This is a genomic window from Stenotrophomonas sp. ZAC14D1_NAIMI4_1, from assembly GCF_003086775.1.
GTDB lineage: Bacteria > Pseudomonadota > Gammaproteobacteria > Xanthomonadales > Xanthomonadaceae > Stenotrophomonas.
Genome location: NZ_CP026001.1, coordinates 3,350,535 through 3,376,799 on the forward strand (window position 1 = coordinate 3,350,535; position 26,265 = coordinate 3,376,799).

At 67.4% G+C, this 26,265-nt stretch carries 23 protein-coding genes; 9 read left to right on the top strand and 14 right to left on the bottom strand.

Features of this window, described 5'->3' with window-relative positions; all coding sequences use genetic code 11:
* Nucleotide 1: 1 nt before the first annotated feature.
* Entirely contained in the window at nucleotides 2-724 is a 723-nt protein-coding gene (locus C1927_RS15480; protein WP_079225332.1) for a response regulator, read from the top strand.
* 537 nt (nucleotides 725-1,261) lie between these two features.
* Here the strand turns inward: C1927_RS15480 and recO are convergent.
* The 9 genes from recO to rpoE form a co-directional block, all read right to left on the bottom strand.
* On the bottom strand, nucleotides 1,262-1,981 hold the full coding sequence (recO, locus tag C1927_RS15485; RefSeq protein ID WP_079222746.1) for a DNA repair protein RecO: 720 nt from the start codon (nucleotides 1,979-1,981) through the stop codon (nucleotides 1,262-1,264).
* Nucleotides 1,982-1,999: 18 nt separating this feature from the next.
* Nucleotides 2,000-2,896, bottom strand: coding sequence for a GTPase Era (gene era, locus C1927_RS15490; RefSeq protein WP_079222747.1), 897 nt, complete (start codon nucleotides 2,894-2,896; stop codon nucleotides 2,000-2,002).
* Complete coding sequence (gene rnc / locus C1927_RS15495) at nucleotides 2,893-3,573, bottom strand: ribonuclease III (RefSeq protein ID WP_079222748.1); 681 nt, start codon at nucleotides 3,571-3,573, stop codon at nucleotides 2,893-2,895. Before rnc ends, era begins: the two co-directional genes overlap by 4 nt.
* On the bottom strand, nucleotides 3,563-3,946 hold the full coding sequence (locus C1927_RS15500; RefSeq protein ID WP_079222749.1) for a DUF4845 domain-containing protein: 384 nt from the start codon (nucleotides 3,944-3,946) through the stop codon (nucleotides 3,563-3,565). The genes rnc and C1927_RS15500 overlap by 11 nt, the downstream gene beginning before the upstream one ends.
* 32 nt (nucleotides 3,947-3,978) lie before the next feature.
* On the bottom strand, nucleotides 3,979-4,773 hold the full coding sequence (lepB, locus tag C1927_RS15505; RefSeq protein WP_079222750.1) for a signal peptidase I: 795 nt from the start codon (nucleotides 4,771-4,773) through the stop codon (nucleotides 3,979-3,981).
* 54 nt (nucleotides 4,774-4,827) lie between these two features.
* Complete coding sequence (gene lepA, locus C1927_RS15510) at nucleotides 4,828-6,621, bottom strand: translation elongation factor 4 (RefSeq protein WP_079225334.1); 1,794 nt, start codon at nucleotides 6,619-6,621, stop codon at nucleotides 4,828-4,830.
* 180 nt (nucleotides 6,622-6,801) lie between these two features.
* Nucleotides 6,802-8,337, bottom strand: coding sequence for a DegQ family serine endoprotease (locus C1927_RS15515; RefSeq protein ID WP_108747159.1), 1,536 nt, complete (start codon nucleotides 8,335-8,337; stop codon nucleotides 6,802-6,804).
* Between the two features lie 75 nt (nucleotides 8,338-8,412).
* Nucleotides 8,413-9,288, bottom strand: a complete 876-nt coding sequence (locus tag C1927_RS15520; RefSeq protein ID WP_108747160.1) for a sigma-E factor negative regulatory protein — start codon at nucleotides 9,286-9,288, stop codon at nucleotides 8,413-8,415.
* Nucleotides 9,285-9,905, bottom strand: coding sequence for an RNA polymerase sigma factor RpoE (gene rpoE, locus C1927_RS15525; RefSeq protein ID WP_079222753.1), 621 nt, complete (start codon nucleotides 9,903-9,905; stop codon nucleotides 9,285-9,287). The genes C1927_RS15520 and rpoE overlap by 4 nt, the downstream gene beginning before the upstream one ends.
* A 234-nt stretch (nucleotides 9,906-10,139) precedes the next feature.
* Between rpoE and C1927_RS15530 the strand changes: the two genes are divergently transcribed.
* The 4 genes from C1927_RS15530 to C1927_RS15545 all read left to right on the top strand — a co-directional run bounded on the left by C1927_RS15530 (nucleotide 10,140) and on the right by C1927_RS15545 (nucleotide 15,223).
* On the top strand, nucleotides 10,140-12,203 hold the full coding sequence (locus C1927_RS15530; protein ID WP_108747161.1) for a 3-hydroxyacyl-CoA dehydrogenase NAD-binding domain-containing protein: 2,064 nt from the start codon (nucleotides 10,140-10,142) through the stop codon (nucleotides 12,201-12,203).
* Between the two features lie 636 nt (nucleotides 12,204-12,839).
* The gene (locus C1927_RS15535; protein ID WP_079225336.1) at nucleotides 12,840-13,703 is read left to right on the top strand and encodes a pirin family protein; all 864 of its coding nucleotides are present in this window, start codon (nucleotides 12,840-12,842) and stop codon (nucleotides 13,701-13,703) included.
* A gap of 145 nt (nucleotides 13,704-13,848) precedes the next feature.
* Complete coding sequence (gene aqpZ / locus C1927_RS15540) at nucleotides 13,849-14,568, top strand: aquaporin Z (RefSeq protein WP_079222755.1); 720 nt, start codon at nucleotides 13,849-13,851, stop codon at nucleotides 14,566-14,568.
* 196 nt (nucleotides 14,569-14,764) lie between these two features.
* A complete protein-coding gene (locus tag C1927_RS15545) occupies nucleotides 14,765-15,223 on the top strand; it encodes a hypothetical protein (RefSeq protein WP_108747162.1) in 459 nt (152 codons plus the stop codon).
* Between the two features lie 129 nt (nucleotides 15,224-15,352).
* On the opposite strand, the gene C1927_RS15550 is transcribed toward C1927_RS15545, so the two are convergent.
* The gene (locus tag C1927_RS15550; protein WP_108747163.1) at nucleotides 15,353-16,204 is read right to left on the bottom strand and encodes a pirin family protein; all 852 of its coding nucleotides are present in this window, start codon (nucleotides 16,202-16,204) and stop codon (nucleotides 15,353-15,355) included.
* Between the two features lie 233 nt (nucleotides 16,205-16,437).
* Between C1927_RS15550 and C1927_RS15560 the strand changes: the two genes are divergently transcribed.
* On the top strand, nucleotides 16,438-18,519 hold the full coding sequence (locus tag C1927_RS15560; RefSeq protein ID WP_108747164.1) for a carbon starvation CstA family protein: 2,082 nt from the start codon (nucleotides 16,438-16,440) through the stop codon (nucleotides 18,517-18,519).
* Nucleotides 18,519-18,743, top strand: coding sequence for a CstA-like transporter-associated (seleno)protein (locus C1927_RS15565; RefSeq protein ID WP_005410613.1), 225 nt, complete (start codon nucleotides 18,519-18,521; stop codon nucleotides 18,741-18,743). The genes C1927_RS15560 and C1927_RS15565 overlap by 1 nt, the downstream gene beginning before the upstream one ends.
* Nucleotides 18,744-19,179: 436 nt before the next feature.
* On the opposite strand, the gene C1927_RS15570 is transcribed toward C1927_RS15565, so the two are convergent.
* Together C1927_RS15570 and C1927_RS15575 are read right to left on the bottom strand one after the other, a co-directional pair.
* On the bottom strand, nucleotides 19,180-20,115 hold the full coding sequence (locus C1927_RS15570; protein ID WP_159095368.1) for a DUF3103 family protein: 936 nt from the start codon (nucleotides 20,113-20,115) through the stop codon (nucleotides 19,180-19,182).
* A 362-nt stretch (nucleotides 20,116-20,477) separates the two neighbouring features.
* On the bottom strand, nucleotides 20,478-21,728 hold the full coding sequence (locus C1927_RS15575) for a DUF819 family protein (RefSeq protein WP_079222761.1): 1,251 nt from the start codon (nucleotides 21,726-21,728) through the stop codon (nucleotides 20,478-20,480).
* 166 nt (nucleotides 21,729-21,894) lie between these two features.
* Between C1927_RS15575 and C1927_RS15580 the strand changes: the two genes are divergently transcribed.
* Nucleotides 21,895-22,284, top strand: coding sequence for a VOC family protein (locus tag C1927_RS15580; protein ID WP_079222762.1), 390 nt, complete (start codon nucleotides 21,895-21,897; stop codon nucleotides 22,282-22,284).
* A 73-nt stretch (nucleotides 22,285-22,357) separates the two neighbouring features.
* Here the strand turns inward: C1927_RS15580 and C1927_RS15585 are convergent, their stop codons facing one another.
* Nucleotides 22,358-23,644 (bottom strand): HAMP domain-containing sensor histidine kinase, encoded by a 1,287-nt coding sequence (locus C1927_RS15585; RefSeq protein WP_108747166.1) that lies wholly within the window; start codon nucleotides 23,642-23,644, stop codon nucleotides 22,358-22,360.
* On the bottom strand, nucleotides 23,628-24,338 hold the full coding sequence (locus tag C1927_RS15590) for a response regulator transcription factor (RefSeq protein WP_108747167.1): 711 nt from the start codon (nucleotides 24,336-24,338) through the stop codon (nucleotides 23,628-23,630). Before C1927_RS15590 ends, C1927_RS15585 begins: the two co-directional genes overlap by 17 nt.
* Before the next feature lie 132 nt (nucleotides 24,339-24,470).
* Between C1927_RS15590 and C1927_RS15595 the strand changes: the two genes are divergently transcribed.
* Complete coding sequence (locus C1927_RS15595) at nucleotides 24,471-26,174, top strand: glycosyltransferase family 39 protein (RefSeq protein WP_108747168.1); 1,704 nt, start codon at nucleotides 24,471-24,473, stop codon at nucleotides 26,172-26,174.
* Nucleotides 26,175-26,265 lie beyond the last annotated feature (91 nt).

A 26,265-nucleotide genomic window follows, 5' to 3' on the forward strand; every position in this document is an offset into this window, starting at 1 on the left:
GATGCAGATGACCCCGCGGGCCAGTCGGCCACGCTTCCTGCTTGTCGAGGATGACATCATCAGCCGCGGTTTTTTCAAGGCGGCGTTGGAAACGTTACCAGCGGATGTGGACACCGCTGACTCACTTGCAAGTGCATTGGCGCGCGCCGAACCTGGTGCCCATGACCTGTGGCTGATCGACGTCAACCTGCCCGACGGCAATGGCGCGCAGCTGCTGCATGAACTGCGCCGCTCGCATCCGGACACGCCTGCCCTGGCCCATACCGCCGATGGCGATGTGAGCATCCACGCGCGCCTGCGCGAGGCCGGCTTCAGCGACACCCTGGTCAAGCCGCTGGGCCGCGACCAGCTGCTGAAGGCGGTGCGTCGCGCACTGGTCAACAGCCCCGCGGGCGCGACCCCGCCGCCGGCAGCGATCGAGCTGGTGGTCGAGGACTGGGACGAGACGGCGGCCCTGGCGGCGCTGAATGGCCAGCGCAACCACCTGATCGCCCTGCGCGAGCTGTTCCTGGCGGAACTGCCGGGGGTGCGCGATGCGGTGGAACAGGCGGTGGACCAGCACGACGCGTCGAGCCTGCGCAACCAGCTGCATCGCCTGCAGGCCAGCTGTGGGTTTGTGGGTGCGGCGCGGTTGGCGCGGGCGGTGCGGCAGCTGCATCATGCGCCGGAGTCGGGGCCGGCGCAGGCCGGATTCCGGGCAGCGGTGGCAGCCCTCCTGCACTGAGGGTGTTCGGCAGGGCTGCGCCCTGCACCTGCTCAATGCAACGGCAACGGCCAAGGCCAGAGCAACAGCGGGCATTCCGTGGGATGGCGGGGCGGTGTGGGTGGTCAGGACACGCCGTAAACCCGTCCATGGGGGCTCGATGGCGCCATCCATGGCGCCAACGGTCCTGCCCACCCACACCGCCCCACCTCTGACAGTTGGCCGGTGGCTGTTGGTGGGTGCCGACCGTTGGTCGGCACATCTGTCAGATATCGATATTCAAAAATTGGATCCAACCCCGTGCCGACCAACGGTCGGCACCCACCTCCAACAGCAGCAGGTTCTGACAGACCGCGGGAAACTGTCGAAGGCGGGGTGGGTCCGGTTGAGGGGGTGTGAGCGGCATGGATGCCGCGACCAAGCCCCCATGGATGGGTTTACGGCGTCCCCCTCAACCGGACCCACCCCGCCATCCCACGGAATGCAGGCCTTTGACGTTGACGTTGACGTTGATTCTGCGGGTGCAGGGCTGCAAGCCCTGCCCCCCCCCCCCCCCCCTTATCTCCGGGGAGTGAGCTGCTCGAGCAGTTCCCAGGATTTGAGGCCCTTGGCCCCCAGGTGATGGGACAGCACCCGCCGCATCGGCAGCCGCAGACTGGCCAGGTCTGCTGCATCCGGCTCGTCGTCCGCCGCCAGCGCCAACAGCGCCGAGCCCGTCGCCGCCGCCTGACGTTCACCGCCACGCTCGCTCAGCAACCGTTGCGGCCCCTCCTGCGGGTCAAGTTCGTAACGTGCCGCCGGGTCCACCGGCTGGCCGTCACTGGCCGTGTCCAGTTCGAACCCCAGCCCCAGCGCCGCCAGCAGCTCACGCTCGAAACGGCGCAGCGTCCACGCCAGCCCCGCCCCCACCGCCAGGCGCGCACGCGCCTCGCCGTAGGCGAGGTACAGCTCCGGCAGCGGGTCCTGGCGGGGAGCCAGGCGCAGGGTCAGTTCACTCAGGTAGAAACCGGCCAGCATTGCCTGGCCGACCAGGCGCGGGGCCGCATCCAGCGCCTCGGCGCCGCGCAGCTGGGCCAGTTCACCACGCTGCAGGGCGCTGAAACGTATCCACTGCAGCGGCTGCAGGGCCGCACGCAGCACCTGGCCCTTGGCCGTGGACACTCCGCGCGCCAGCACGCCGATGCGGCCGTGCTGCGCGCTCAGTACCTCCACCAGCAGGCTGGTCTCACGGTAGGCCCGTGCATGCAGCACGAACCCGGTGTCGTCCTCGATCAGCATCGAAGCGACCGCCGCGGCTTATTCGTAGCCGAAGGCCTTCAGTGCGGCCTCGTCATCGGACCAGCCTTCACGCACACGCACCCAGGTTTCCAGGAACACCTTGGCCCCGAACAGACGTTCCATCTGCAGGCGGGATTTGGCGCCGATCTCCTTCAGGCGGGCGCCGCCCTTGCCGATCACGATGGCCTTCTGGCCTTCGCGCTCGACCCAGATGACCGCGCCGATGCGCAGCAGGTTGCCGTCTTCGGTGAAGCGCTCGATCTCCACCGTGGTGGCGTACGGCAGCTCTTCGCCAAGCTGGCGCATCAGCTGTTCACGCACCAGCTCGCCGGCCAGGAAGCGCTGGCTGCGGTCGGTGATCTCGTCTTCGCCGAACATCGGCGGCGCTTCCGGCAGCAGGGCCAGCACGTCGCGGACCAGGGCTTCCAGGCCGTTGCGCTTCTGCGCGGAAATCGGGTGCACGGCCGAGAAATCGCGGCCTTCGGTCACCTGCTGCAGGAACGGCAGCAGCGCGCCCTTGTCCTTCATGCGGTCGATCTTGTTGACCACCAGCACCACCGGGATGCCGGCATCGCGCAGCACGTTGAAGGCCAGGCTGTCTTCCTCGTCCCAGCGACCGGCTTCGATCACCAGCAAGCCGGCGTCGACACCTTCCAGCGAGCCACGCGCGGCGCGGTTCATCACCCGGTTCATCGCCCGCTTCTGCACCTTGTGCAGGCCGGGAGTATCGACCAGCACCAGCTGGCCTTCCGGATACGTGGCGATGCCCAGCAGGCGATGGCGCGTGGTCTGCGGGCGGTTGGAGACGATGCTGACCTTGGCGCCGACCAGGGCATTGGTCAGGGTCGACTTGCCCACGTTCGGGCGGCCGATGACGGCCACGCTGCCGCAATGATGGGGAGTTTGTTCGCTCACTTGGAATCCAGTTGTTCTAGGACGGCAGCAGCCGCTTGTTGTTCGGCAAGCCGGCGCGAGGGGCCTTCGCCCTCGGTGCTGGCGGCAGGGTCCGCGACGTTGCAGCGTACCCGGAAGTGCTTGGCGTGGTCGTCACCGGATTCTGACACCAGTTCGTACTGCGGCAACGCCTTCTGTCGGGCCTGCAGCCATTCCTGCAGGCGGGTCTTGGGGTCTTTCTCGGGCCGGCCGGTGGCCGGCAGGGCCTCCATCGAGGCGGCAAACCAGGGCAGCACGACGGCCCGGCAGGCCTCGAAGCCGACATCCAGGTAGATCGCGGCCACGACCGCCTCCAGGGCGTCGGCCAGGATCGAGTCACGGCGGTGGCCGCCGGACTTCAGCTCACCCGGGCCCAGGGTCAGGCGTTCGCCCAGCTCGAGGGTGCGGGCGATCACCGCCAGGGCGCCTTCACGCACCAGCTCGGCGCGGGCGCGGGTCATGGCCCCCTCGTCGGCCTTGGGCCAGCGCTGGTACAGCGCCTCGGCGACCATCATGTTGACGATGCTGTCGCCGAGGAATTCCAGGCGCTCGTTATGCGGCGCACCGGCACTGCGATGGGTCAGCGCCTGCTTGAGCAGGGCTGGATCGCTGAAAACGTGACCGATCAGGTCACCACGTTGGATGAATTTACTGGGCACCGCTACGAACGAGGTCCTGGGATGATTCGAATTTGCCAACCACATCGAGGTTGCCCACCAGCGGCTGGCGCACTTCGTAGTTGACGTTGAGGGTCCAGCCGTTGTCACGACGGTTGAACTTGACGTTGGCCGGCTTCACGTTTTCCGAGTAGTTGATGTACAGGCGCCTGAAGAACAGATCCTGGATCTGCGCCGGGGCCATGGAGCCCACTTCCGGTTCCTTGGCCAGGCTCTTCATCGCCGAGCGCACGGCGTAGTACTCCTGGTACATCGGGAACAGCTTCATGCCGATGTAGAGGAAGAAACCCACCACGATCAGGACCACCAGGAAGGAGGTCAGGGTCATGCCGCGCTGCGTGTTCATCGTCTTCATTGCGTTCTCCCCAGATACGCGTGGATGTGAAGTCAGTTGATGCCCGAGCCGATGCGCGACGGCTGGAAGCCATCCTTGCAGAACCAGCCCTGGCAGTTCAGCCAGATCAGGAACGCGCGGCCGCGCAGGTTTTCTTCCGGCAGCAGGCCCCAGAAACGGCCGTCATCGCTGTTGTCGCGATTGTCGCCCATCACCAGGTACTTGCCCGCCGGCACGGTCCACTGTCCCTGGCCGCGAGGATAATCGGTCTCCAGCACGGTGTGGGTGCGGCCCGGCAGGTGCTCGACCAGCAGGTTGGCGCCCTCGCCCTGGCCCTTGTCGCCGGCGTAGATGCCCTTGTTGTCGTACTTCAGCGGCTCGCCATTGAGGATGACGCCGTCGCCTTCGAAGACTACGGTGTCACCCGGCACGCCGATGACGCGCTTGATGAAGTTCTCGCCCTTGGCCGGATCGTTGTCACCGTGGCCGGGGAAGTGGAACACCACCACGTCACCCCGCGACGGCTCGCCCAGCGGGACGAACTTGGTGTTGGAGATCGGCAGGCGCAGGCCGTAGGAGAACTTGTTGACCAGGATGAAATCGCCGATCAGCAGGTTCGGCATCATCGAGCTGGACGGGATCTTGTACGGCTCGGCGATGAAGCTGCGCACGATCAGCACGACCACCAGCACCGGGAAGAACGCCCGCGAGTAGTCCACCAGCACCGGCTCGGTATCGAGCAGGCCCGCGCGCTGCGCCCGGCGCTTGGCCAGGTACAGCTTGTCGGCCAGCAGGATCAGGCCCGAGGCCAGGGTCAGTACGACCAGGAGGATCTCAAACAGTTTCATTCAGGGTCCTTTGCAACGTCACCGGACGAACGGCCCCGAAGGGCCGCTGCGGGCTTACTTGTTGTCCATCTGCAGCACGGCCAGGAAGGCTTCCTGCGGGATTTCCACGCGGCCGACCTGCTTCATGCGCTTCTTGCCTTCCTTCTGCTTTTCCAGAAGCTTCTTCTTGCGCGAAACGTCGCCACCATAGCACTTGGCCAGCACGTTCTTGCGCATGGCCTTGACCGTGGTGCGGGCGATGATCTGCGAGCCGACGGCGGCCTGGATGGCCACGTCGAACTGCTGGCGCGGGATCAGGTCCTTCATCTTCTCGCACAGCTCGCGGCCGCGGCGGTCGGCATGGCTGCGGTGCACGATCAGCGACAGCGCATCGACCTTGTCACCATTGATCAGCACGTCCACGCGCACGAACGGGCCGGCGTCGAAGCGCACGAAGTGGTAGTCCAGCGAGGCGTAGCCACGGCTGACCGACTTCAGCTTGTCGAAGAAGTCCAGCACCACTTCGGCCATCGGCAGCTCGTAGCTGATCTGCACCTGGCTGCCCAGGTAGTTGATGCCGAGCTGGCTGCCGCGCTTTTCTTCGCACAGCTTGATGATGTTGCCGATGTACTCCTCGGGCGTGAGCACGTTGGCGCGGATGATCGGCTCGCGGATCTCTTCGACGTGGTTGACCGGCGGCAGCTTGGCCGGGTTGTCCATGTTGACGATGGTGCCGTCGGTCTTCAGGACTTCATAGATCACCGTCGGTGCGGTGCTGATCAGGTCCAGGTTGTATTCGCGCTCCAGGCGCTCCTGCACGATTTCCATGTGCAGCATGCCGAGGAAGCCGCAGCGGAAGCCGAAGCCCATCGCCTCGGAGCTTTCCGGCTCGAAGCGCAGCGCGGCGTCGTTCAGGCGCAGCTTGTCCAGTGCCTCGCGCAGGTCCGGGTAGTCCTCGGCGTCGACCGGGAACAGGCCGGCGAACACGCGCGGCTGCATCTCCTGGAAGCCCGGCAGCGGCTTGGCAGCCGGATCGGCGGCCAGGGTCAGCGTATCGCCGACCGGCGCACCGTGGACGTCCTTGATGCTGGCGGTGACCCAGCCCACTTCACCGGCACGCAGCGCCGGCAGCACCTTGCGCTTGGGCGTGAACACGCCGACGTTGTCGACCTGGTGGGTGCGGCCGGTGGACATCACCTGCAGCTTGTCGCCGGCCTTGATCTGGCCCTGCATGACACGCACCAGCGACACCACGCCGAGGTAGTTGTCGAACCAGGAGTCGATGATCAGCGCCTGCAGCTTGTCGGTATCGCGCGGCACCGGGGCCGGGATGCGATGGACGATGGCTTCCAGCACGTCCTGCACGTTCAGGCCGGTCTTGGCGCTGACCGGCACGGCGTCGGCGGCGTCGATGCCGATGACGGCCTCGATCTCGGCCTTGGCGCGCTCGATGTCGGCGGTGGGCAGGTCGATCTTGTTGATCACCGGCACCACTTCCAGGCCCTGCTCGACGGCGGTGTAGCAGTTGGCCACCGACTGCGCTTCCACGCCCTGGGCGGCATCGACCACCAGCAGCGCGCCTTCGCAGGCGGCCAGCGAGCGGCTGACTTCATAGGAGAAGTCGACGTGGCCGGGGGTGTCGATGAAGTTCAGGTGGTAGGTCTGGCCGTCCTTCGCTACATACGGCAGCGAGACCGACTGGGCCTTGATGGTGATGCCACGCTCGCGCTCGATCGGGTTCGAATCGAGCACCTGCGCTTCCATCTCGCGGGCCTGCAGGCCGCCGCAAAGCTGGATGATGCGGTCGGCAAGCGTGGACTTGCCGTGGTCGACGTGGGCAATGATGGAGAAGTTGCGGATGTTCCGCATCGAATCAGAAGACATAGGTGGCGGCGGCGCGCGGCGTCGTCAGGGTAACGGTCGATTATCGCATGCCCGGGCCTCTGCCGCGAAAGCAGCCTGATCGGACCGGGCCCGGAATGGCCAAAGCCCCGCCGGGGCGGGGCTTTGGGGGAGTACCAGGGCCGCCCGGGGGCGGCCGTGAAGGCCTTACTGGCCGGCCTTGACCGCCACGAAGGCGCTGTTGCCGCTGCTGGCGCGGACCAGCAGCATCACCACGTCGCCCTTCTTGTAGCCGGACAGCGCGCGGTTGAGGGCATCGACGCTGCCGACCGCGGTGCGGCCGACCTGCAGGATGACCATGCCCGGGGACAGGCCGGCGTCACGGGCACCCTCGCCCTTGACCCCGGTGATGCGCACGCCCTCACCCGAATCCAGGCCCAGCTGCTTGCGCTGCGGCGCGGTCAGCTCGGTCACGTCCAGGCCCAGCAGCGCATTGGCGCCGGTCTGCGGTGCGGCGTCGGCATTGGCGGCGGACGGGCCGCGGGCCGTGCCCTGGCCGTCGTCGGTCAGTGCGGTCAGGGTGGCACTGAGCTCACGCGGCTTGCCATCGCGGTACACGACCAGGGTGACCTTGCTGCCCGGGGCCATCGCGCCGATCAGCGGCGGCAGGTCGGACCAGGTGTTGACCGTGCTGCCGTTGACCGAGCGGATGACATCGCCGAGCTGCACGCCCGCCTTGGCGGCGGCACTGCCGGGCACGATCTGGTTGACCAGCGCGCCACGGCTGTCCGGCAGGCCCAGGCCCTGCGCCTTCAGCGAATCGATCGGTTCGACCACCGCGCCCAGCTGGCCACGGGTGACCTTGCCGCTCTTCTTGATCTGCTCGACCGCGCTCATCGCCAGGTCGATCGGGATCGCGAAGCTGATGCCCATGTAACCGCCGGAGGCGGAGAAGATCTGCGAGTTGATGCCAACGACTTCCCCGCGGGTATTCAGCAACGGGCCACCGGAGTTGCCCTGGTTGATCGCCACGTCGGTCTGGATGAAGGGCACATAGCGCTGGTCCGGCCCGCCGGTGCTGCGGCCGACGGCACTGACCACGCCGGCGGTGACCGAATGGTCGAGGCCGAACGGCGAGCCGATCGCGACAACCCACTGGCCCGGCTTGAGGGTGTTCGAATCGCCCACGCGCACGGTCGGCAGGTTCTTGCCGTCGATCTTCAGCAGGGCCACGTCGTACTGCTGGTCGCTGCCGACCACCTTGGCAGTGAACTCGCGGCTGTCGCCCAGCTTCACCTTCACTTCGCTGGCGTCTGCCACCACGTGGTAGTTGGTCAGCACGTAGCCGTCGGGCGAGATGATGAAGCCCGAGCCCATGCCACGCCCCTTGATGCTGGGACCGCCATCCTGGCCACCCGGCCCCTGCCCCGGCATCGGGAAATCAGGGCCGAAGAAGCGGCGGAAGAACTCAGGCATGTCGTCGTCGCCCATCGGGCCGCGCGAGGCCTGGCGGTTGTTGCGGACGATGGTGACATCGACGTTGACCACGCCGGGGCCGACCTGTTCGACCAGGTTGGTGAAATCAGGCAGGCCGCTGACCAGCGGCTGCGCCGGGGCACGCGGTGCGGCGGCAGCGGCCGGGGCCGCCTGCGGTGCGGCCGGCGCGGCGGGCTGGGCACAGGCCACCAGCGGCAGGGTCAGGGCGAGCAGGCCCATGGCCTGCGTGCGGAGTCGGTGAGTCATCGGACGGCAACCTCCGGATCGGATGGAGAGGGGGAAGGAGGGCCCCGCCAGTGGCGGGGCATGGGCCCGCACGCGTCAGTCGCGCGGGCGCTGCGGCGCCGGCAGTTCTTCCTGCAGGCGCGGTTCGAACGGGTAAAACGCGGCGCCACCGGACGAGGTCGGGAAGCTGGCGTTGAGCGCGCCGCCGGCGGCCGGGGCCAGGCTGGACTTCGGCCACGGCCGGGCCTGCAGGCTGCCGACATCACCGAAGGGCAGATGGCGGGCGCTGCTGGCCGGGACGCTGGGGCTCAGCGCCGGCTGCGCAGTGGCCACCGCACGCTGCGGCGCGTCATCGCGCTGGGCCACGCGTGCGGCCTGCTGGCTGCGGGTGGCGCTGGCGCGGCGGGCGTCCTGGCGGCGGCTGGCGGCCATCGCTACGGCCGGTGCGGCGGCCACGGCCATCGCGGCGCTGTCGACCGAGGCCTCGGTCACGGCGGACGGACCCGGCGCAGGTGCCAGTTCGGCCTGGCTGGCCACCACCTGCGGCGGCAGGGGCTCGCCAGGGCCGGCATCCTTCAGCTTCTCGCCGCCCATGAACAGGGCCACGGCGGCCACCGACGCGGCCAGTGCGGCACCACCGCCCCAGGCACGCCAACCGGTGCGGCGCACCTGGCGGCGCGGCTCGGCCTGCGGTGCCGGATCGGCGGCGATGGCGGCGGCCACGGCCGCGCTGAAACCGGCCGGGGCCAGCAGCGACGCCTGGCCACGCATCACGTCGCCGAGCAGCTGCCAGCGTTCCTGGCTGCCGGACAGCTCGGGATCGTGTTCCATGCGGCGCAGCAGGAAGCGCGCCTCATCGGCACCGAGCTCGCCATCGACCAGGGCCGACAGCTGTTCGCGGTGGCGCTGGTCCAGGCGCTGGCCGGCGGGGGATTGATGGTTCTGCGATTCGTTCAGGGGACTGTGGGTCATACGCGGCTCTTCTCACGGGTGGCGCTGCCGATGTCCAGCAGCGGCCGGAGTTCGGTGTCGATCGCCTCGCGCGCCCGGAAGATCCGGGACCGCACGGTGCCGATCGGGCACCCCATCTTCTGCGCGATTTCCTCGTAACTCAGGCCTTCCACCTCGCGCAGGGTGATCGCCGACCGGAGTTCTTCCGGCAGCGCGTTGACGGCCTTCATCACCGTCTGTTCCAGCTCCTGGCGCATCAACTCGCGTTCCGGCGTGTCGGTGTCGCGCAGGCGTGTTCCGGTATCGAACTGCTCGGCGTCGCCGATGTCGATGTCATCGGTCGGCGGGCGTCGATTGTGTGAAGCCAGGTAGTTTTTGGCGGTGTTCACGGCGATCCGATGCAACCAGGTGGAGAACTGGGCATCGCCACGGAAACTTCCGATCGCGCGGTAGGCGCGGATGAAAGTGTCCTGGGCGACGTCCTGACATTCGCTCCAGTCGGCGATGTAGCGACCGACCAGACCGACGACCCGGTGCTGGTACTTGCGTACCAGGACATCGAAGGCCGCGCTCTCGCCGCGCTGCACGCGCCGGACCAGTTCCAGATCCAGCTCCTGTGGTGTTTCAACATCGGCCATGAGGGGCCGCACTCCTGTCAGCCCAACCGACGTCGGGCAATGAGACTGCCAATCCCGGGAAAAGTTCAGTCGCCGATCACCTGGCGCCGCACCAGCTTTTAACCACCGTTCCGCTAGCGTCCCGGTCCGGGGCCATGGATCCGGGGTCGCCACCCCCAGCTATAGGGATTTGACGCGGGGGAAACAACCTCTGGATCATAGCCGCTTCTCCATACACAACCGGATGGAACGTCCATGCTCTCAGGCTTCGATGGTCTCCGCTTCAGCCACTGGCACCCCGAGATCCGCGATGACGGCGTGGTCGTGCTGTCACTGGATCGTCAGGACAGCAGTGTCAACGCAATGTCGCAGGACGTGCTGCTGGAGCTGGGCGACCTGCTCGAGCGCATCGCCCTGGACCCGCCCAAGGGCGTGGTCATCCAGTCGCTGAAGAAGGCCGGCTTCATCGCCGGGGCGGACCTGAAGGAGTTCCAGGAGTTCGACCGGCGCGGCACCGTGAACGACGCGATCCGCCGCGGCCAGTCCACCTACCAGAAGCTGGCCGAGCTGCCCTGCCCCACCGTGGCGGCCATCCACGGCCACTGCCTGGGCGGCGGCACCGAGCTGGCGCTGGCCTGCCGCTACCGCGTGGCCTCCAATGACAGCAGCACCCGCATCGGCCTGCCGGAGACCCAGCTGGGCATCTTCCCGGGCTGGGGTGGCAGCGCGCGCCTGCCGCAGCTGGTGGGCGCCCCGGCGGCGATGGACATGATGCTGACCGGCCGCACCCTGTCGGCCTCGGCCGCCCGTGGCATCGGCCTGGTAGACAAGGTGGTGGCACCGGCAGTGGTACTCGATACGGCCGTGGCCCTGGCCCTGTCCGGCACCACCCGCCCGTTCAAGCAGCGCGCCACCGCCTGGGCCACCAACACCTGGCTGGCACGCAAGCTGCTGGCCCCGCAGATGGTCAAGCAGGTCGCCCGCAAGGCCAAGAAGGACCAGTACCCGGCGCCGTACGCGCTGATCAGCACCTGGCAGCGCACCGCCGGCAAGCCGGTGCAGGCGCGCCTGGACGCCGAGCGCCGCGCGGTGGTGAAGCTGGCCAGCACGCCGACCGCGCGCAACCTGATCCGCATCTTCTTCCTGACCGAGCGCCTGAAGGGGCTGGGCAGCGGTGATGCCGGCATCCGCCACGTGCACGTGGTCGGCGCCGGCGTGATGGGTGGCGACATTGCCGCCTGGGCCGCGTACAAGGGCTTCGAGGTGACCCTGCAGGACCGCGAGCAGCGTTTCATCGACCCGGCCATGGAACGCGCGCAGGCGCTGTTCGCCAAGAAGGTGCGCGATGAGAGCAAGCGCCCGGCGGTGGCCGCGCGCCTGCGTGCCGACCTGGAGGGCAATGGCGTGGCCGAGGCCGACCTGGTCATCGAAGCGATCATCGAGAACCCGGAAGCCAAGCGTGCGCTGTACCAGACGCTGGAACCGAAGATGAAGCTGGACGCGCTGCTGACCACCAACACCTCCTCGATTCCGCTGGTGGAACTGCGCGACCACATCCAGCGCCCGGCGCAGTTTGCCGGCCTGCACTATTTCAACCCGGTGGCGCAGATGCCGCTGGTGGAAATCATCCACCACGACGGCATGGCGCCGGAAACCGAGCGCCGCCTGGCCGCGTTCTGCAAGGCGCTGGGCAAGTTCCCGGTGCCGGTGGCCGGCAGCCCTGGCTTCCTGGTCAACCGCGTGCTGTTCCCGTACATGCTGGAAGCCGCCACGGCGTACGCCGAGGGCATTCCGGGCCCGGTGATCGACAAGGCCGCGGTGAAGTTCGGCATGCCGATGGGCCCGATCGAGCTGATCGACACGGTGGGCCTGGACGTGGCCGCCGGCGTGGGCAAGGAGCTGGCGCCGTTCCTGGGCCTGCAGGTGCCCGAGGCACTGGCGACGGTGGACCCGGCCAAGCGCGGCAAGAAGGATGGCCAGGGCATCTACACCTGGGAGAACGGCCGGGCGAAGAAGCCGGACGTGGCGCGTGACTACCAGGCCCCTGCGGACCTGGAAGACCGCCTGATCCTGCCGCTGCTGAACGAAGCGGTGGCCTGCCTGCACGAAGGCGTGGTGGCCGATGCGGACCTGCTGGATGCGGGCGTGATCTTCGGCACGGGGTTTGCTCCGTTCCGTGGGGGTCCGATCCAGCACATCCGCGCGGTGGGCGCCGATGCGATCGTCGAGCGGCTGAAGGCGCTGCAGCAGCGCCACGGCGACCGTTTCGCCCCGCGCCCGGGCTGGGACAACCCCGTCCTGCGCGAACCGGTGGTGTGAGTTTGTCGGCCGGGCCTGCGGCCCGGCACCCGCAGAGGCAACAGCAACTGCAGAAGCCAGAGCCAGAGCCGGAGCTACAGCCGGCTCTGGCTTTTCTGTTTGTTGGGCGGGGCGGTGTGGGCTTGCAGGACACGCCGTAAACCCGTCCATGGGGGCTCGTAGGCGCCATCCATGGCGCCTGCGGTCCTGCAAGCCCACACCGCCCCACCCCCGACAGTTTCCCGGTGACGGTGAGTGAACTCCCATTGCGGTAGGTGTCGACCTTGGTCGACACGCTTGGTCCACGCTTGCGTGGATGCGAGCGAAGCGACCGGCGTTTGATTTTGATTTTCTTTTTTCTTTTCCGTGGCTGACGCGCCCGGAAACTGTCGGGGGCCGGGCGGGTGGGTTGCGCCGGGGCGTGAGCCGCATGGATGCGGCGACCGAGCTTACATGGACGTACTTGCAGCGTCCCCTGCGCAGCCCACCCGCCCGGCCAGCCACAGCGCCAGTCGACTAACAGTCGACTCTACCGATCGACCAGCCACGAGGGGCTGCGCCGTTGGCTGGAACAACCTGTTACCCGCATGGGGCATGTGCCCGCCACGACCGCATGCCATGCTGGCCACCTTGATCCCTGCCAGCGAGAACGCCCGCATGACCACCATCATCGCCCCGCGCGTCCACGACATCGGCGGCCTGGAAGTGCGCCGCGCGGTGCCCACCCTGCAGGCCCGCAGCATCGGCTCGTTCGTGTTCGTCGACCAGATGGGCCCGGCCATCATGCACCCCGGCACCGCCATCGACGTGCGCCCGCACCCGCATATCGGCCTGGCCACCGTCACCTACCTGTGGTCCGGCGCCATCGGCCACCGCGATACGCTGGGCTCGGACCAGGTCATCCGCCCCGGCGACGTGAACTGGATGACCGCCGGCCGCGGCATCGCCCATTCCGAGCGCACCCCGCCGCCGGACCGCAGCCACGACAACCCGATCCACGGCATGCAGACCTGGGTCGCGCTGCCGAAGTCGCACGAGGAAATCGAACCGGCGTTCTACCACCATGCCGCGGCCACCCTGCCCGAGCAGCGCCGCAACGGCGCGTGGCTGCGCGTCATCGCCGGCCGTGCCTATGGTGAAGAATCACCGGTGAAGGTCTTCGCCGATACGCTCAACGTGGCCATCGATCTCGACCCGGATGCGGAGATCGACATCGACAACGGCCATCGCGAACGCGCGCTGTACATCCTCGAAGGCCAGGCGCAGCTGGATGGCGTGGATATTCCGGCCCAGCACCTGGTCATCCCCGAGGCCGGCGCCGTTGGCCGCCTGCGCGCGAAGACACCGGTGAAGGCGATGCTGTTCGGTGGCGAACCGCTCGATGGCCCGCGCCACCTGTGGTGGAACTTCGTGTCCAGCTCCAAGGAGCGCATCGAACAGGCCAAGCACGATTGGGAAGCCGGGCGCTTCGGCACCATCCCCGGCGATGACAAGGAATTCATTCCGCTGCCGCAGTACTGAGACAGAAAGCAGTCGAGCAAGCTCGACGCTACGGCAAGGCCTCGGCACATCCCGCCGGGGCTCCACGCCGCGTATACGCGGCCATCACCTGCTGCGCACTCCAATGCGACCGCACGCATCCGCGCGCCTCATTGGAGAGCACGTCATGGGCATGGGCAAACGCTTGGCCGCCGAGTTCCTCGGCACGTTCTGGCTGGTCCTGGGTGGCTGTGGCAGCGCGGTGCTGGCCGCGAAATTCGGCGGCGACGGCAATCCGCTGGGCATCGGCTTCCTCGGCGTGGCACTGGCTTTCGGCCTGACGGTGGTGACCGGCGCCTACGCGTTCGGCCACGTGTCCGGCGCGCACTTCAATCCGGCGGTCAGCGTCGGGCTCTGGGCCGGCGGCCGCTTCCCAGCCCGCGACCTGCTGCCCTACGTCATCGCCCAGTGCGCCGGCGGCCTGCTGGCCGGCTTCATCCTCCTGCAGATCGCCTCCGGTGCGCCCGGCTTCGGCATTGACAGCAGCCAGGCCGGGGCATTCGCCAGCAATGGCTACGGCGCACTGTCGCCGGGTGGCTACAGCGTGGCCGCCGCCTTCCTGTGCGAGGTGGTGCTCACCGCCGTGTTCCTGGTGGTCATCATGGGGGCCACGCACGGCAAGGCACCGGCCGGCTTCGCCCCGCTGGCCATCGGCCTGGCCCTCACCCTGATCCACCTGATCAGCATCCCGGTCACCAATACGTCGGTGAACCCGGCCCGCTCCACCGCCGTGGCTTTCTTTGCCGGCAGCGGCGCGACCGGCCAGTTGTGGCTGTTCTGGGTGGCCCCGCTGCTGGGCGGCATGATCGGCGGGATGATTTACAAGTGGGTCGGCAGCGACCACTGAGCCCTGCCCTGGCCATCACGGCCGACACTCGGCCGTGATGGTTACGGTTGTAACCGCAATTTGTGCGATCGCTCACGTTCCGTTAAGGTCGGAATGACCGTCCGTACACATGCGGACGGCCACGGCATCCGGGGATGGGATGCCACCGCCACCGGCGCGCCGGTGGCGCCTTACGACACGCCACCTTGGGGGATGCATGAAGTTCGTGCCTGTTGTGTTGTCGAGCCTGCTGTTCGTCGCGGCCCATGCCGCCGCACAGGCTCCGGTCGAGTGCCCGTCGCTGCCCGCCGGCAGTGGCCTGCAATGGCAGCAGCAGGCACAGCCCGATTTCGTGGTGTGCCGTGCGGCCACCGCCGAAGGCCGCGAAGTGCTGAGCCTGATGCTCAGCCAGCGCGACCCGGGCATTCCACTCAGCCGCTCGCTGCGCCAGGAAAAAGGCAGCTTCGGCGGTGAATCGATGTACTGGTACCAGCCCGACCTGGGCGGCCAGCAACCGCCCGGCTACGCCGAGCGGCGCATCAGCGTGGTCAAGCTGGACAAGGGACGCTATGCGCAGATCGCGCTGTACCCGGACAGCAGCCAGGAACTGGGCAGCCTGCAGCAGCTGGCGCAGGGCATGAGCCTGACCCCGTCGGCCGTGGCCGACGGTCGCTGAGCGGTTGCGGGGATGACTGCCTGGCAGCATCCCCGCACTTCAACCCGATCGATCGGTAGTGCCGGCCGCTGGCCGGCACGCTCGTCTGCCGCCATCGCAGGCGGTTGCCGGCCAGCGGCCGGCACTACCTCAGAAGCGGCCTTCCTGGAAATCCACGAAGGCCTGCATCAGCTCCTGCCGGGTGTTCATCACGAACGGGCCGTGGCGCATGACCGGCTCGCGCAGCGGGCGACCCGCCACCAGGATCAGCCGTGCGCCTTCGCTTCCGGCCGACAGGTGCAGCTGCTCGCCGCCGCCCAGCACCGCCAGTTCCTGGCGCGCCACGTCACGCGCGGCGTCCTGCTCACCCACCGTCACCCCGCCCTCGAAAACATAAGCGAAGGCGTTGTGCCCTTCCGGCAGCGTGTAGGTCCAGGCGCGGTCGGCCTCGAGGCGGATGTCCAGGTACACCGGATCGGTGGCCGGCTGGACGATCGGGCCGGCCGTGCCATCGACGGTACCGGCGATCACCTTCACCTCCACGCCCGCCGCCGGCTGCACCACCGGAATGCGCTCTGGCGCGAATTCCTGGTACTTGGGGTCGGTCATCTTGTCGCGCGCCGGCAGGTTCACCCACAGCTGGAAACCGCGCATCTGCCCGCTTTCCTGCTCCGGCATTTCCGAATGGACCAGGCCGCGGCCAGCGGTCATCCACTGCACGCTACCCGGGGTCAGCAGGCCTTCGTTGCCGTGGTTGTCGCGGTGGCGCATGCGCCCGTCGAGCATGTAGGTGACGGTCTCGAAGCCACGGTGCGGGTGTTCCGGGAAGCCGGCGATGTAGTCCTCGGCACGATCGGTGCCGAATTCATCCAGCAGCAGGAACGGATCGAGGTCGGGCAGCGACGGGCCGCCGATGACGCGGGTCAGGCGCACGCCGGCACCGTCGGAGGTGGGCATGCCACGGATGGTGCGCTGCACGCGCACCGGCTCGGGAAGGCTCATGGCGACTCCTGTTGGATGGATGCCGATGAAGATGGACGCCGCACGCCGCAACGCCAATGGGCGGCACCGCAACCGATTGTTCCACCACTGGTGTTCGCCGGGCGTCATGTCCGCCGCGCGGCGGCGCCTGCGTTGTGTTCGACCAAAGTACTACCGCAGAAAAGTCCCGCACACATTGACCGTGCACAGGTCACGCGGGACTCTTTGAACATCTTTCCGGGAGAGAGCACCTCATGAAAGGGTTTTCCAAAATAGGCTGGGCGGCCCTCGCCCTGCTTGGCGCATTCTGTCTGGGCACAGTGGCCCTGCGCCGCGGCGAGCACATCAACGCATTGTGGATCGTGGTCGCCGCGGTATCGCTGTACCTGGTGGCCTACCGCTTCTACAGCCTGTTCATCGCCGACAAGGTGATGCAGCTCGATCCGACCCGGGCCACCCCGGCGGTGATCAACAACGATGGCCTGGACTACGTCCCGACCAACAAGCACGTGCTGTTCGGCCACCACTTCGCCGCCATCGCCGGCGCCGGCCCGCTGGTCGGCCCGGTGCTGGCCGCGCAGATGGGCTACCTGCCCGGCCTGCTGTGGCTGGTGGTGGGCGTGGTGCTGGCCGGCGCGGTGCAGGACTTCGTGGTCCTGTTCCTGTCCAGCCGCCGCAACGGCCGTTCGCTGGGCGACCTGGTGCGTGAGGAAATGGGCCAGGTGCCCGGCACCATTGCGCTGTTCGGCGCCTTCCTGATCATGATCATCATCCTGGCGGTGCTGGCGATGGTGGTGGTCAAGGCACTGGCCGAAAGCCCCTGGGGCATGTTCACGGTGATCGCGACGATGCCCATCGCGATCCTGATGGGCGTGTACATGCGCTACATCCGCCCCGGCAAGATCGGCGAGATCTCGGTGGTCGGCCTGATCCTGCTGCTGGCCGCGATCTGGTTCGGCGGCAAGGTGGCGGCGGACCCGACCTGGGGCCCGGCCTTCACCTTCACCGGCACCCAGATCACCTGGATGCTGATCGGCTATGGTTTCGTCGCCTCGGTGCTGCCGGTGTGGCTGCTGCTGGCCCCGCGCGACTACCTGTCCACCTTCCTGAAGATCGGCACGATCATCGCCCTGGCGATCGGCATCCTGGTGGTCATGCCGGAACTGAAGATGCCGGCCCTGACCCAGTTCGCCGCCAGCGGCGACGGCCCGGTGTGGAAGGGCGGCATGTTCCCCTTCCTGTTCATCACCATTGCCTGCGGCGCGGTGTCCGGCTTCCACGCACTGATCTCCTCCGGCACCACGCCCAAGCTGCTCGCCAATGAAGCGCACATGCGCTACATCGGCTACGGCGGCATGCTGATGGAATCGTTCGTGGCAGTGATGGCGCTGGTGGCGGCCTCGATCATCGATCCGGGCATCTACTTCGCAATGAACAGCCCGGCGGCGGTGATCGGTGCCGATGCGGCCTCGGCGGCGCACTTCATCACCAACACGTGGGGCTTCACCATCAGCCCGGAACAGCTCACCGCGACGGCGGCGGCCATTGGTGAACCGACAATCCTGCATCGCGCCGGTGGCGCCCCCACGCTGGCGGTTGGCATCGCGCAGATCCTGCATGAGGCGATCCCCAGCAGCAGCGACGCGATGATGGCGTTCTGGTACCACTTCGCGATCCTGTTCGAAGCACTGTTCATCCTGACCGCGGTGGACGCCGGCACCCGCGCCGGGCGTTTCATGCTGCAGGACCTGCTCGGCAACTTCGTGCCGGCCTTGAAGAAGACCGAGTCGTGGACCGCCAACATCATCGGTACCGCAGGCTGCGTGGCGCTGTGGGGCTACCTGCTCTACACCGGCGTGGTCGATCCGTTCGGCGGCATCCAGACGCTGTGGCCGCTGTTCGGCATCTCCAACCAGATGCTGGCCGGTATCGCGCTGATGCTGGGCACGGTGGTGCTGTTCAAGATGAAGCGTGACCGCTACGCGTGGGTCACTGCCGTGCCGGCGGTGTGGCTGCTGATCTGCACCACCTACGCCGGTTTCATCAAGATCTTCGACAGCAATCCGGCGCAGGGCTTCCTGGCGCAGGCGCACAAGTTCCAGGCTGCGCTTGCCAGCGACACGATCACCGCGCCGGCCAAGTCGGTAGCGCAGATGAAGCAGATCGTGGTCAACGCCTACGTCAACACCGGCCTGACCGCACTGTTCCTGCTGGTGGTGGGTGCCGTGCTGGTGTATTCGATCAAGACCATCCTGGCGGCGCGCCGCAATCCGCAGCGGACTGACCGTGAGACCCCGTACGTGGCACTGAAGCCACATGAAATGGTGGATCTGTGATGAGCACGCAACTGGTTCCTGCCGGCCAGTACCAGGCGCACCGCCGCATCTGGCGGCGCCTGGTGCAGACCGCACGGCTGTGCTGTGGGATTCCTGATTACGACAACTACGTCCGGCACATGCTGGAGAAGCATCCGGACCAGGAGCCGATGGACTACAAGACGTTCTTCCGTGAGCGGCAGGAAGCGCGGTACGGCGGTCGCAACGGCGGTCGCTGCTGTTGAAATTTTGTGCGGGTGCCGGGCTTGCAGCCCGGCGCCCGCCGATTCAACAGCGACTGCAACTGCAACTGCAAGAGCGTCGGCTCCGGGTTTCTGTTTGGTTGGCGGGGCGGTGTCGGATTGCGGGGACGCCGCAAGTACGTCCCTGTAGGCTTGGCCGCCGCATCCATGCGGCGGACACCCCGCAATCCGACACCGCCCCGCCTTCGACAGATTGCCGGTGACGGCGAGACACATGCGGGGTCAGATCCGTTTTCCGAAGGAAACGGATCTGACCCCATTTTGTTTATCGATATCTGACACATGTGCCGACCAACGGTCGGCACCCACCAACAGCCGCGTGAACCTGTCGGACCCACCCCGCCATCCCACGGAATGCCGCTTTTGATCTTGCTTGGGCTTCGGCCTCTGCGGGTGCAGGGCTGCAAGCCCTGCCGGCCTACTCCACCAGGGTGATGGGGGTGAGCGTGACCTTGGCGTTGTTGGCTGTCCCCATGCGATCGGTATAGGCCTGCCCGCGCTGCAGCAGGTAGAAGCTGTCCAGGTAGTCGATATCGTTGGCGAACCAGGACGACGGCATGGCTTTGAGGATGGCACCGGCGATGTCGGCGATGACCGCGTACTCCGGCGCGAACACGCCCAGCGCGGTCTTCACCCCGGTGGTCAACGCTACCAGCAGTTCCTGGTAGTTGGTATCGCCGTCATCCTCGAACAGCTGCACGTTGGCGGCGTTGAAACGGTAGTTGCCCCAGATCACCAACGCCTGCTGCGGGGTGTAATCGGTGTTTTCATAGTCCAGGTACGGCATGTCGACGGTGACCATTTCCGGCTCGGCCTTGTCGACCTGCAAGCCGGAAACGACAGCAAACACCTCTGCCGCACCCAGTGCCCACGGCTCCTGGTCATCGGCCAGGCGGATGCGATCCAGCCGGGTGATGTCCAACGACGCGCTGGCGCCATTGGCAGCGATGCTGATGCGCTCCGGGGACTGCAGGCCGCGTTCACGCAGGCCGGCGTTGACCAGGGCCATGCCCTCGGCCACCGAGCGGCGGGTATCGACATCGACGATCAGCACGGGGAAATCCGGCGCCCGCTTCGCATCCAGCAGGTGCGCGCGGCCCTGTGCGTCATAGGCGGTCAGCGTGGTCCAGTCGCGGTCATTGCCGCGTGGGAGGCTGGCGACCCACAACTGGCCCGGAGCTGCATCAGCAAGCGACTGGCCCTCGGGCACATAGGCGCGCAACTGCAGCAGGCCCGGCCCCTGCATCGGCAGCCCCTTCCGTTCTCTCAGCTGCTGATCCTTCCATGACAATTCCCTGCTGACCACTGTGAGTGCCTGCGGATCGAAATGGGAAATCACCTGTTGCAGTGCCACGCCATTTTCAGGCCCAGTCTGCAATGCCGAACTTGCACTCTCGACAAATCCCGGTTGAGCCATCAATCCAGCAACATCACGCGCGACAGTATCGGTAATGGAACGCACATCGCTCCCGCCACTCTGCTGTATCGGCTGAGCAAAGGCTGTAGCACTTACCAGCCAAAGAGATAGTAGCGACCCCCGGACGATTTTTTCTGTTCTGTTCATAATCACACCTCCGAAAAGCTGGCGGATGCCAGCGGCGTGATCACGCTATGAAGTAACTCAGTATCAATTTACAACGTAGCGCACAGTTTCTGCCTCTGTGTTCCATGGCGTCATATAAAGGCGCTCCCACCCTATAAACAATACTGTCTGCTCTACATATCAGCCATCCACTTCAGGATGAGGCCGGTGACATAGGCCAATCCCGTACCGGTGGCATAGCCCACCGTGCCCAGCAGCACGCCCACCGGCGCCAGCGAGGGGTGGAATGCCGCCGCCACCACCGGTGCCGACGCCGCCGCACCGATGTTGCCCTGCGACCCGATGGCGAAGAAGAACAGTGGCGCACGCAGCAGTTTGGCCACGATCCACAGCACCAGCACGTGGGTCGCCATCCAGATGGCGCCGAGCAGGAACAGCCACGGCCGGTCCAGGAGCGACAGCAGGTTCATCTGCATGCCGATGCAGGCGATCAGGAAATACAGGAACACGGTGCCCAGTCGCGAGGCACCGGCCGCTTCCAGCCGGCGCGCGCGGGTGAAGCTCAGGCCCAGGCCCATCGCCGTGGACAACAGGATGACCCAGACGAACTGGCTGTCCAGGCTGAACTGGCTGGCCCAGCTGATGTTGGCCTTGAACCAGCCCGCCAGCGGCGCGGCGATGGCATGCGCCAGGCCGACACCACCGAGCGCCACGCCGACGATGATCATCAGGTCGGTCATGCTGGGAATGCGCGCGTTCTGCGCGTCATAGGCACTGATGCGCGCCTTCATCTCATCGATGGCGCGGGTGTCGGCACCATTGCGCGTATCGATCTGCTGCGCGCGGTTGGCCAGGAACAGCAGGATGGCCATCCACAGGCTGGCACAGGCCACGTCGACCACCGCGAACTGGCCGAAGGTGGTCGCATCGACGCCGAACACCTCGCGCATGGCCACCATGTTGGCGCCGCCGCCGATCCAGCTGCCGGCCAGCGCGGCCATGCCTGCCCAGGTGTCGCCGGCCACCGTTTCCGGGTGGATCAGCTTCATCACCTGGAAGGAGACGATGGCGCCGAGCACGATGCCGGCGGTACCGGCGCAGAACACGACCAGCAGCTTGGGGCCAAGCTTGGCGATGCCCTTCAGGTCGATCGACAGCGTCAGCAGCACCAGCGCCGCCGGCAGCAGCACGTCGCGCGCCACCGGGTTGTACAGCGCGGTGTTGTGGCCGTCGATGACGCCGGCAGTGTTGTAGATGGCGGGAATGAAGTAGCACAGCAGCAGGGCCGGCACCCAGGCGAAGATCTTCTTCAGCAGGGGGGTCGGGCCGCTGGCGGCCCAGAAGATCAGGGCAAGGGTGGCGGCAATCAGGCCGAGGCCAACGATGTCGTTGCTGATCAGGGCAGTAGCGGGTTCGGTCGGCATGGGATCCTCTGTCGATCGAAAGAGCGGAAAAAAAACGCCGCAGGATGCGGCGTTGCCCGAGATTAACATCGCCTTCACGCCGGGTCATGCTGCGCTGCTTGCCGCAGCACGGCAACGTGCCCAGAATTGCCCCATCCCCCACGGCGCATCGCCATCGGAGCCTGTCATGCAACTGGGTGCTTTCTCGGTCAGCCTGTCAGTGAAGGATCTGGCGGCGTCGCGTGCGTTCTACGAAGCCCTGGGCTTCGTGGTGAGCGGCGGTGATGCGGCACGCAACTGGCTGGTGCTGCGCAACGATGGCATCGTGATCGGCCTGTTCCAAGGCATGTTCGAGGGCAACCTGCTGACCTTCAACCCGGGCTGGGACCAGTACCGGCAGGAACTGGGCCAGTTCCAGGACGTGCGCGAACTGCAGGATGCGCTGGATGCACAGGGCATCGCGCTGACGACACGCACTGATCCCGATGGCCAGGGCACCGGCTACCTGCAGCTGGCCGATCCTGATGGCAATGTGATCCTGATCGACCAGCACGTGGAGCGCCCGAAGGCGCGGTGACTGCTCTGGCAGGCGTCGACCTTGGTCGACGGAAAACATGCCAACCAAGGTTGGCATCTACCGGGGCGAGCGGTCAGCCCGGACGCGACGCACCGAAATCGAGGGTGACCAGGGTGCCGCGCGGCTCGACCGGTTGCAGGTGCAGGGTCCAGCCCAGGTGTTCGCACAGGCGGGCAATCAGGTCCAGGCCGATGCCGCCGCGATCAGCACGCTCACCACGGGCCATGCGCGCGTGGATGGCAGCGATTTCCTCCGGCGCCATGCCATGGCCCGGGTCCTGCAGGGTCAGCACTGCCTGCGGGCTCAAGCGCAGTTCGATGTGGCCACGGCCACTGTTCTCGATGGCGTTGCGCAGCAGGTTGCCGATCGCGGCCTGCACCACGGCCAGCGGGGCCACGATGTCCACCGGTGCGGCCTGGATGCCGATACTCAGGTCCTTGTCCCCGAGCAGGTGGCGATGGTCGGCGACGATCTCCGGCAGCAGCTGGTCCAGTGCGATGCGCTCGGCGCGCGCGGCCAGCCGGGCCGGATCACGGGCCAGCACCAGCAGCAGCTCGATCAGCTGCTCCACGCCCTGCGCCGTCCGCAGCACGCGCTGCATCTGCTGGCGTGCGCGCTCGGGCAACCCCGGCTGTTCCAGCGCCAGTTCGGCCGCGCCGGTCATCACCGCGATGGGCGTGCGCAGCTCGTGGCTGGCCGTACTGATGAACACCCGCTCGCGCTCGACGAACTGCTCGTTGCGGTCGAGGTAGTCGTTGAGCGCGTCGGCGATCGTGTGCAGCTCGGAACTGCCACGCGGGTCGACATCAATGCGCTGGCCCTGCTCGCCGGGCCGCAGCGCACCGATGTGATGGGCCAGCAGGCTGAGCGGGCGCACCACCCGTTCCATGCCGAAGGACGCCATCAGCACGGTGACGAAGACCATGATGATGCCGGCCAGCATCACCCAGCGCGTGGCGAACTGCTCCAGGTCGTGGAAGTCGGAGATGTCCAGCGCCAGCGCCACGCGCCCCATCGATGCGGTGTCGCGCACCATCACCGCGGTCTCGCGCTCGCCGACCATCACCCCGTCGTGCAGGCCCGGATGCAGGCCGCGCAGGGTGGCCGGCATGTTGGTCTCGTCGAAGCGGTAGAGGCTGAGCGTGTCCGAATCCTGCCAGTGGTACTGCGGCTCGTGCTCGGTGTGCTCGACGATGCTGTCCAGTTCGGAATTGAGCAGCGCGCGCCAGGCCGCATGCTCGGCGTGCTCATGCACGTAGTTGCCGACACTGAACACCGCCAGCGAGATCAGCGCCAGGTAGCCCAGCAGCCAGCCGATCACGCGCCGGTACAGCGGCCCCGGCTTACGCGCCTTCTTCATCGTTTCCATTGCCTGCACTGCCGCTGGCCGCCAACCGGTAACCCACGCGCGGCAGGGTGTGGATCAGCTTGTCGTTGAAGGGGCCGTCCACGCTGCGGCGCAGTTCATAGACGTGCGAACGCAGCAGGTCGCCATCCGGCGGCTCGTCGCCCCACAGGGCGAACTCCAGCTGCTGGCGGGTGACCGCGCCGGGGCTGGCGCGCATCAGCACTTCCAGCAGCTTGCGGCAGGCCGGGTACAGGTGCAGCGCCTGGCCGCCACGCTGGGCCTCCAGGGTGGCCAGGTCCAGCACCAGGTCGGCCACCTGCAGGCGCTTGCGCGGGTTGCGCCCCTGCGCGCGCAGCAGCAGGGCCTCCAGCCGCACTTCCAGCTCGGGCAGGGCGAAGGGCTTGGTCAGGTAGTCATCGGCACCGGCGCGGAACCCGGCAATCTTGTCCGGCAGCTCGTCGCGGGCGGTCAGCATGATCACCGGCACTTCCGAACCCTGGTCCGCGCGCAGGCGGCGCAGCACTTCCGGCCCTTCCATGCGCGGCAGCATCCAGTCCAGGATGACCGCGTCATAAGGGTGGCTGCCCGCCAGGTGCAGGCCGGTGATGCCATCGGGGGCCACGTCCAGCACGTGCCCGCGCGACTCGAAATAGTCGAACAGGTTGGCCACCAACTGGCGGTTGTCCTCGATCACCAACAGGCGCATGCACGGAATGTCCACGGAAGTTCGTACCATGGTAGCGCTGCCCATGTCGGAATGCGGTCGCCCTGCGCCCACCTCCGACGCCTTTCCCACGCCTGCCCTTCCACAATGGCCGTTTTGCTCCCGGAGCCCGCCGTGCCCGTAGCCCTGTCCCGCCGCTGGTTCCTGCCCCTGTTGTGGCTGCTCTTGATCGCCTCGCTGGGCGCCGGCATCGGCATGCGCCAGCCGCAGCCGCCGGACGAGCCGCGCTTCGTGCTGGCCGCGCGCACCATGGTGGAAAGCGGGGAATGGCTGCTGCCGCACCGTGGCAGCGAGCTCTACGCGGAAAAGCCGCCGGTGTTCATGTGGCTGCAGGCGGTGGCGCACCAGGTGGTCGGCAGCTGGCAATGGTCCTTCCTGCTGCCCTCGCTGCTGGCCGCCCTGCTGAGCCTGTGGCTGGTCTCGGACCTGGCGCGCCGGCTGTGGTCGCCACGGCATTCGCTGTACGCGATGGCTGCGCTGTTCTGCACGCTGCAGTTCGGGCTGATGGCCAAGCGCGCACAGATCGACATGGTGCTGGTGGGGATGACCACCGTGGCCCTGTGGGGCCTCCTGCGCCATCTGGCTGAGCGCCGCAACCTGCCGGCGCTGTGGCTGGCCGGCTTCGCCGCCGGCCTGGGTACGGTCACCAAGGGCGTGGGCTTCCTGCCGCTGCTGATGGTGCTGCCGTGGTTCGGCTGGTGGCTGTACCAGCGCCGCCGCGGGCAGGCCGTAGCGGGCCCGCACCCGGCCACCCTGCTGTGGCTGGTGCCGGCATTCCTGCTGGGCGTGGCGGTGTGGCTGGCACCGCTGGGCTGGGCGCTGCTGCACGAGCCCAGTGCATCGCTGCAGTCCTACGCGCACGAACTGCTGTTCAAGCAGACCGGCACGCGCTACGCCAACGCCTGGCACCACCGCCAGCCCGTCTGGTACTACCTGCAGGTGATCCTGACGCTGTGGCTGCCCGGCAGCCTGCTGCTGCCGCTGCTGGCCAGGCCGTGGTGGCGCCGCCTGCGCCGTGCCGACCGCCGGCAATGGCTGCTGCTGGGCTGGGCGTTGCTGGTGCTGCTGTTCTTCACCGCCAGCCCGGGCAAGCGCGAGGTGTACGTGCTGCCGATGCTGCCGGCGATGGCGCTGGCCGTGGCCCCGCTGTTGCCGGGCCTGCTGCGCCGCCTGTGCGTGCGCCGCTACCTGTTCGGCTACAGCCTGCTGCTGATGCTCGCCACCGGCACCCTGGGCGCGATGATGATGACCGACAGCCACTGGGCGCAGGCCCAGCTGGCACGGCGGGCGATGCCCGATTCACTGCTGCCGGTGCTGGGCAACGGCCTGCTGGTCTTCGCCATTGCCGTGGCCACGCTGGCGGTGTGGCTGCGCGTGCGCCGTGCGGCCGTGCTGGTCCTGCTCACCCACGGCATGCTGTGGATGCTCTATGGGCTGGTGCTGATGCCGACGCTGGACCCCTACGCCTCCGCCTCGTCGCTGATGCATCGCGTTGGCAAGCGGATCGGACCCGATGCCGAACTGGCCCTGGTGGCCTGGCGCGAACAGAACCTGCTGCAGGCCGACCGGCCGGTGCGCGAGTTCGGCTTCAAGCGCCCCTGGGCAGAGCAGTGGCACGATGCCGGCCCGTGGCTGGCCGAGGCCCCGGAGAAGCGCTGGGTGCTGGTACTGGACAAGGCGATGAGCCCCTGCGTCGATCCGGCCCAGGTGGTCGACATCGGCATCGCCAACCGGAACCGCTGGCAACTGCTTCCGGGCAGCGCGTGGGACGCCAGCTGCCATGCCGAACGCGCCGGTGCATCGGAAGAAGAAGACTGAACCCTGGCTCGCGCCGGGATCGCATTAACCCGGCGCGAACGGATGTACGACCCTTCTCCGACATGAAGGTGACGAGCATGGCCGCGGATTC

Excerpts from the sequence above, each read along its gene's own strand:
- aqpZ (WP_079222755.1), top strand. The coding sequence starts at position 13,849 with ATGGGCATGGGCAAACGCTTGGCCGCCGAGTTCCTCGGCACGTTCTGG.
- C1927_RS15480 (WP_079225332.1), top strand. The coding sequence starts at position 2 with ATGCAGATGACCCCGCGGGCCAGTCGGCCACGCTTCCTGCTTGTCGAG.
- C1927_RS15530 (WP_108747161.1), top strand. The coding sequence starts at position 10,140 with ATGCTCTCAGGCTTCGATGGTCTCCGCTTCAGCCACTGGCACCCCGAG.
- C1927_RS15560 (WP_108747164.1), top strand. The coding sequence starts at position 16,438 with ATGAAAGGGTTTTCCAAAATAGGCTGGGCGGCCCTCGCCCTGCTTGGC.
- C1927_RS15585 (WP_108747166.1), bottom strand. The coding sequence starts at position 23,644 with ATGAAGAAGGCGCGTAAGCCGGGGCCGCTGTACCGGCGCGTGATCGGC.
- C1927_RS15520 (WP_108747160.1), bottom strand. The coding sequence starts at position 9,288 with ATGACCCACAGTCCCCTGAACGAATCGCAGAACCATCAATCCCCCGCC.
- lepB (WP_079222750.1), bottom strand. The coding sequence starts at position 4,773 with ATGAAACTGTTTGAGATCCTCCTGGTCGTACTGACCCTGGCCTCGGGC.
- C1927_RS15545 (WP_108747162.1), top strand. The coding sequence starts at position 14,765 with ATGAAGTTCGTGCCTGTTGTGTTGTCGAGCCTGCTGTTCGTCGCGGCC.
- C1927_RS15500 (WP_079222749.1), bottom strand. The coding sequence starts at position 3,946 with ATGAAGACGATGAACACGCAGCGCGGCATGACCCTGACCTCCTTCCTG.
- lepA (WP_079225334.1), bottom strand. The coding sequence starts at position 6,621 with ATGCGGAACATCCGCAACTTCTCCATCATTGCCCACGTCGACCACGGC.
- C1927_RS15515 (WP_108747159.1), bottom strand. The coding sequence starts at position 8,337 with ATGACTCACCGACTCCGCACGCAGGCCATGGGCCTGCTCGCCCTGACC.
- C1927_RS15580 (WP_079222762.1), top strand. The coding sequence starts at position 21,895 with ATGCAACTGGGTGCTTTCTCGGTCAGCCTGTCAGTGAAGGATCTGGCG.
- C1927_RS15575 (WP_079222761.1), bottom strand. The coding sequence starts at position 21,728 with ATGCCGACCGAACCCGCTACTGCCCTGATCAGCAACGACATCGTTGGC.
- C1927_RS15590 (WP_108747167.1), bottom strand. The coding sequence starts at position 24,338 with ATGCGCCTGTTGGTGATCGAGGACAACCGCCAGTTGGTGGCCAACCTG.
- C1927_RS15535 (WP_079225336.1), top strand. The coding sequence starts at position 12,840 with ATGACCACCATCATCGCCCCGCGCGTCCACGACATCGGCGGCCTGGAA.
- recO (WP_079222746.1), bottom strand. The coding sequence starts at position 1,981 with ATGCTGATCGAGGACGACACCGGGTTCGTGCTGCATGCACGGGCCTAC.
- C1927_RS15550 (WP_108747163.1), bottom strand. The coding sequence starts at position 16,204 with ATGAGCCTTCCCGAGCCGGTGCGCGTGCAGCGCACCATCCGTGGCATG.
- rpoE (WP_079222753.1), bottom strand. The coding sequence starts at position 9,905 with ATGGCCGATGTTGAAACACCACAGGAGCTGGATCTGGAACTGGTCCGG.
- C1927_RS15565 (WP_005410613.1), top strand. The coding sequence starts at position 18,519 with ATGAGCACGCAACTGGTTCCTGCCGGCCAGTACCAGGCGCACCGCCGC.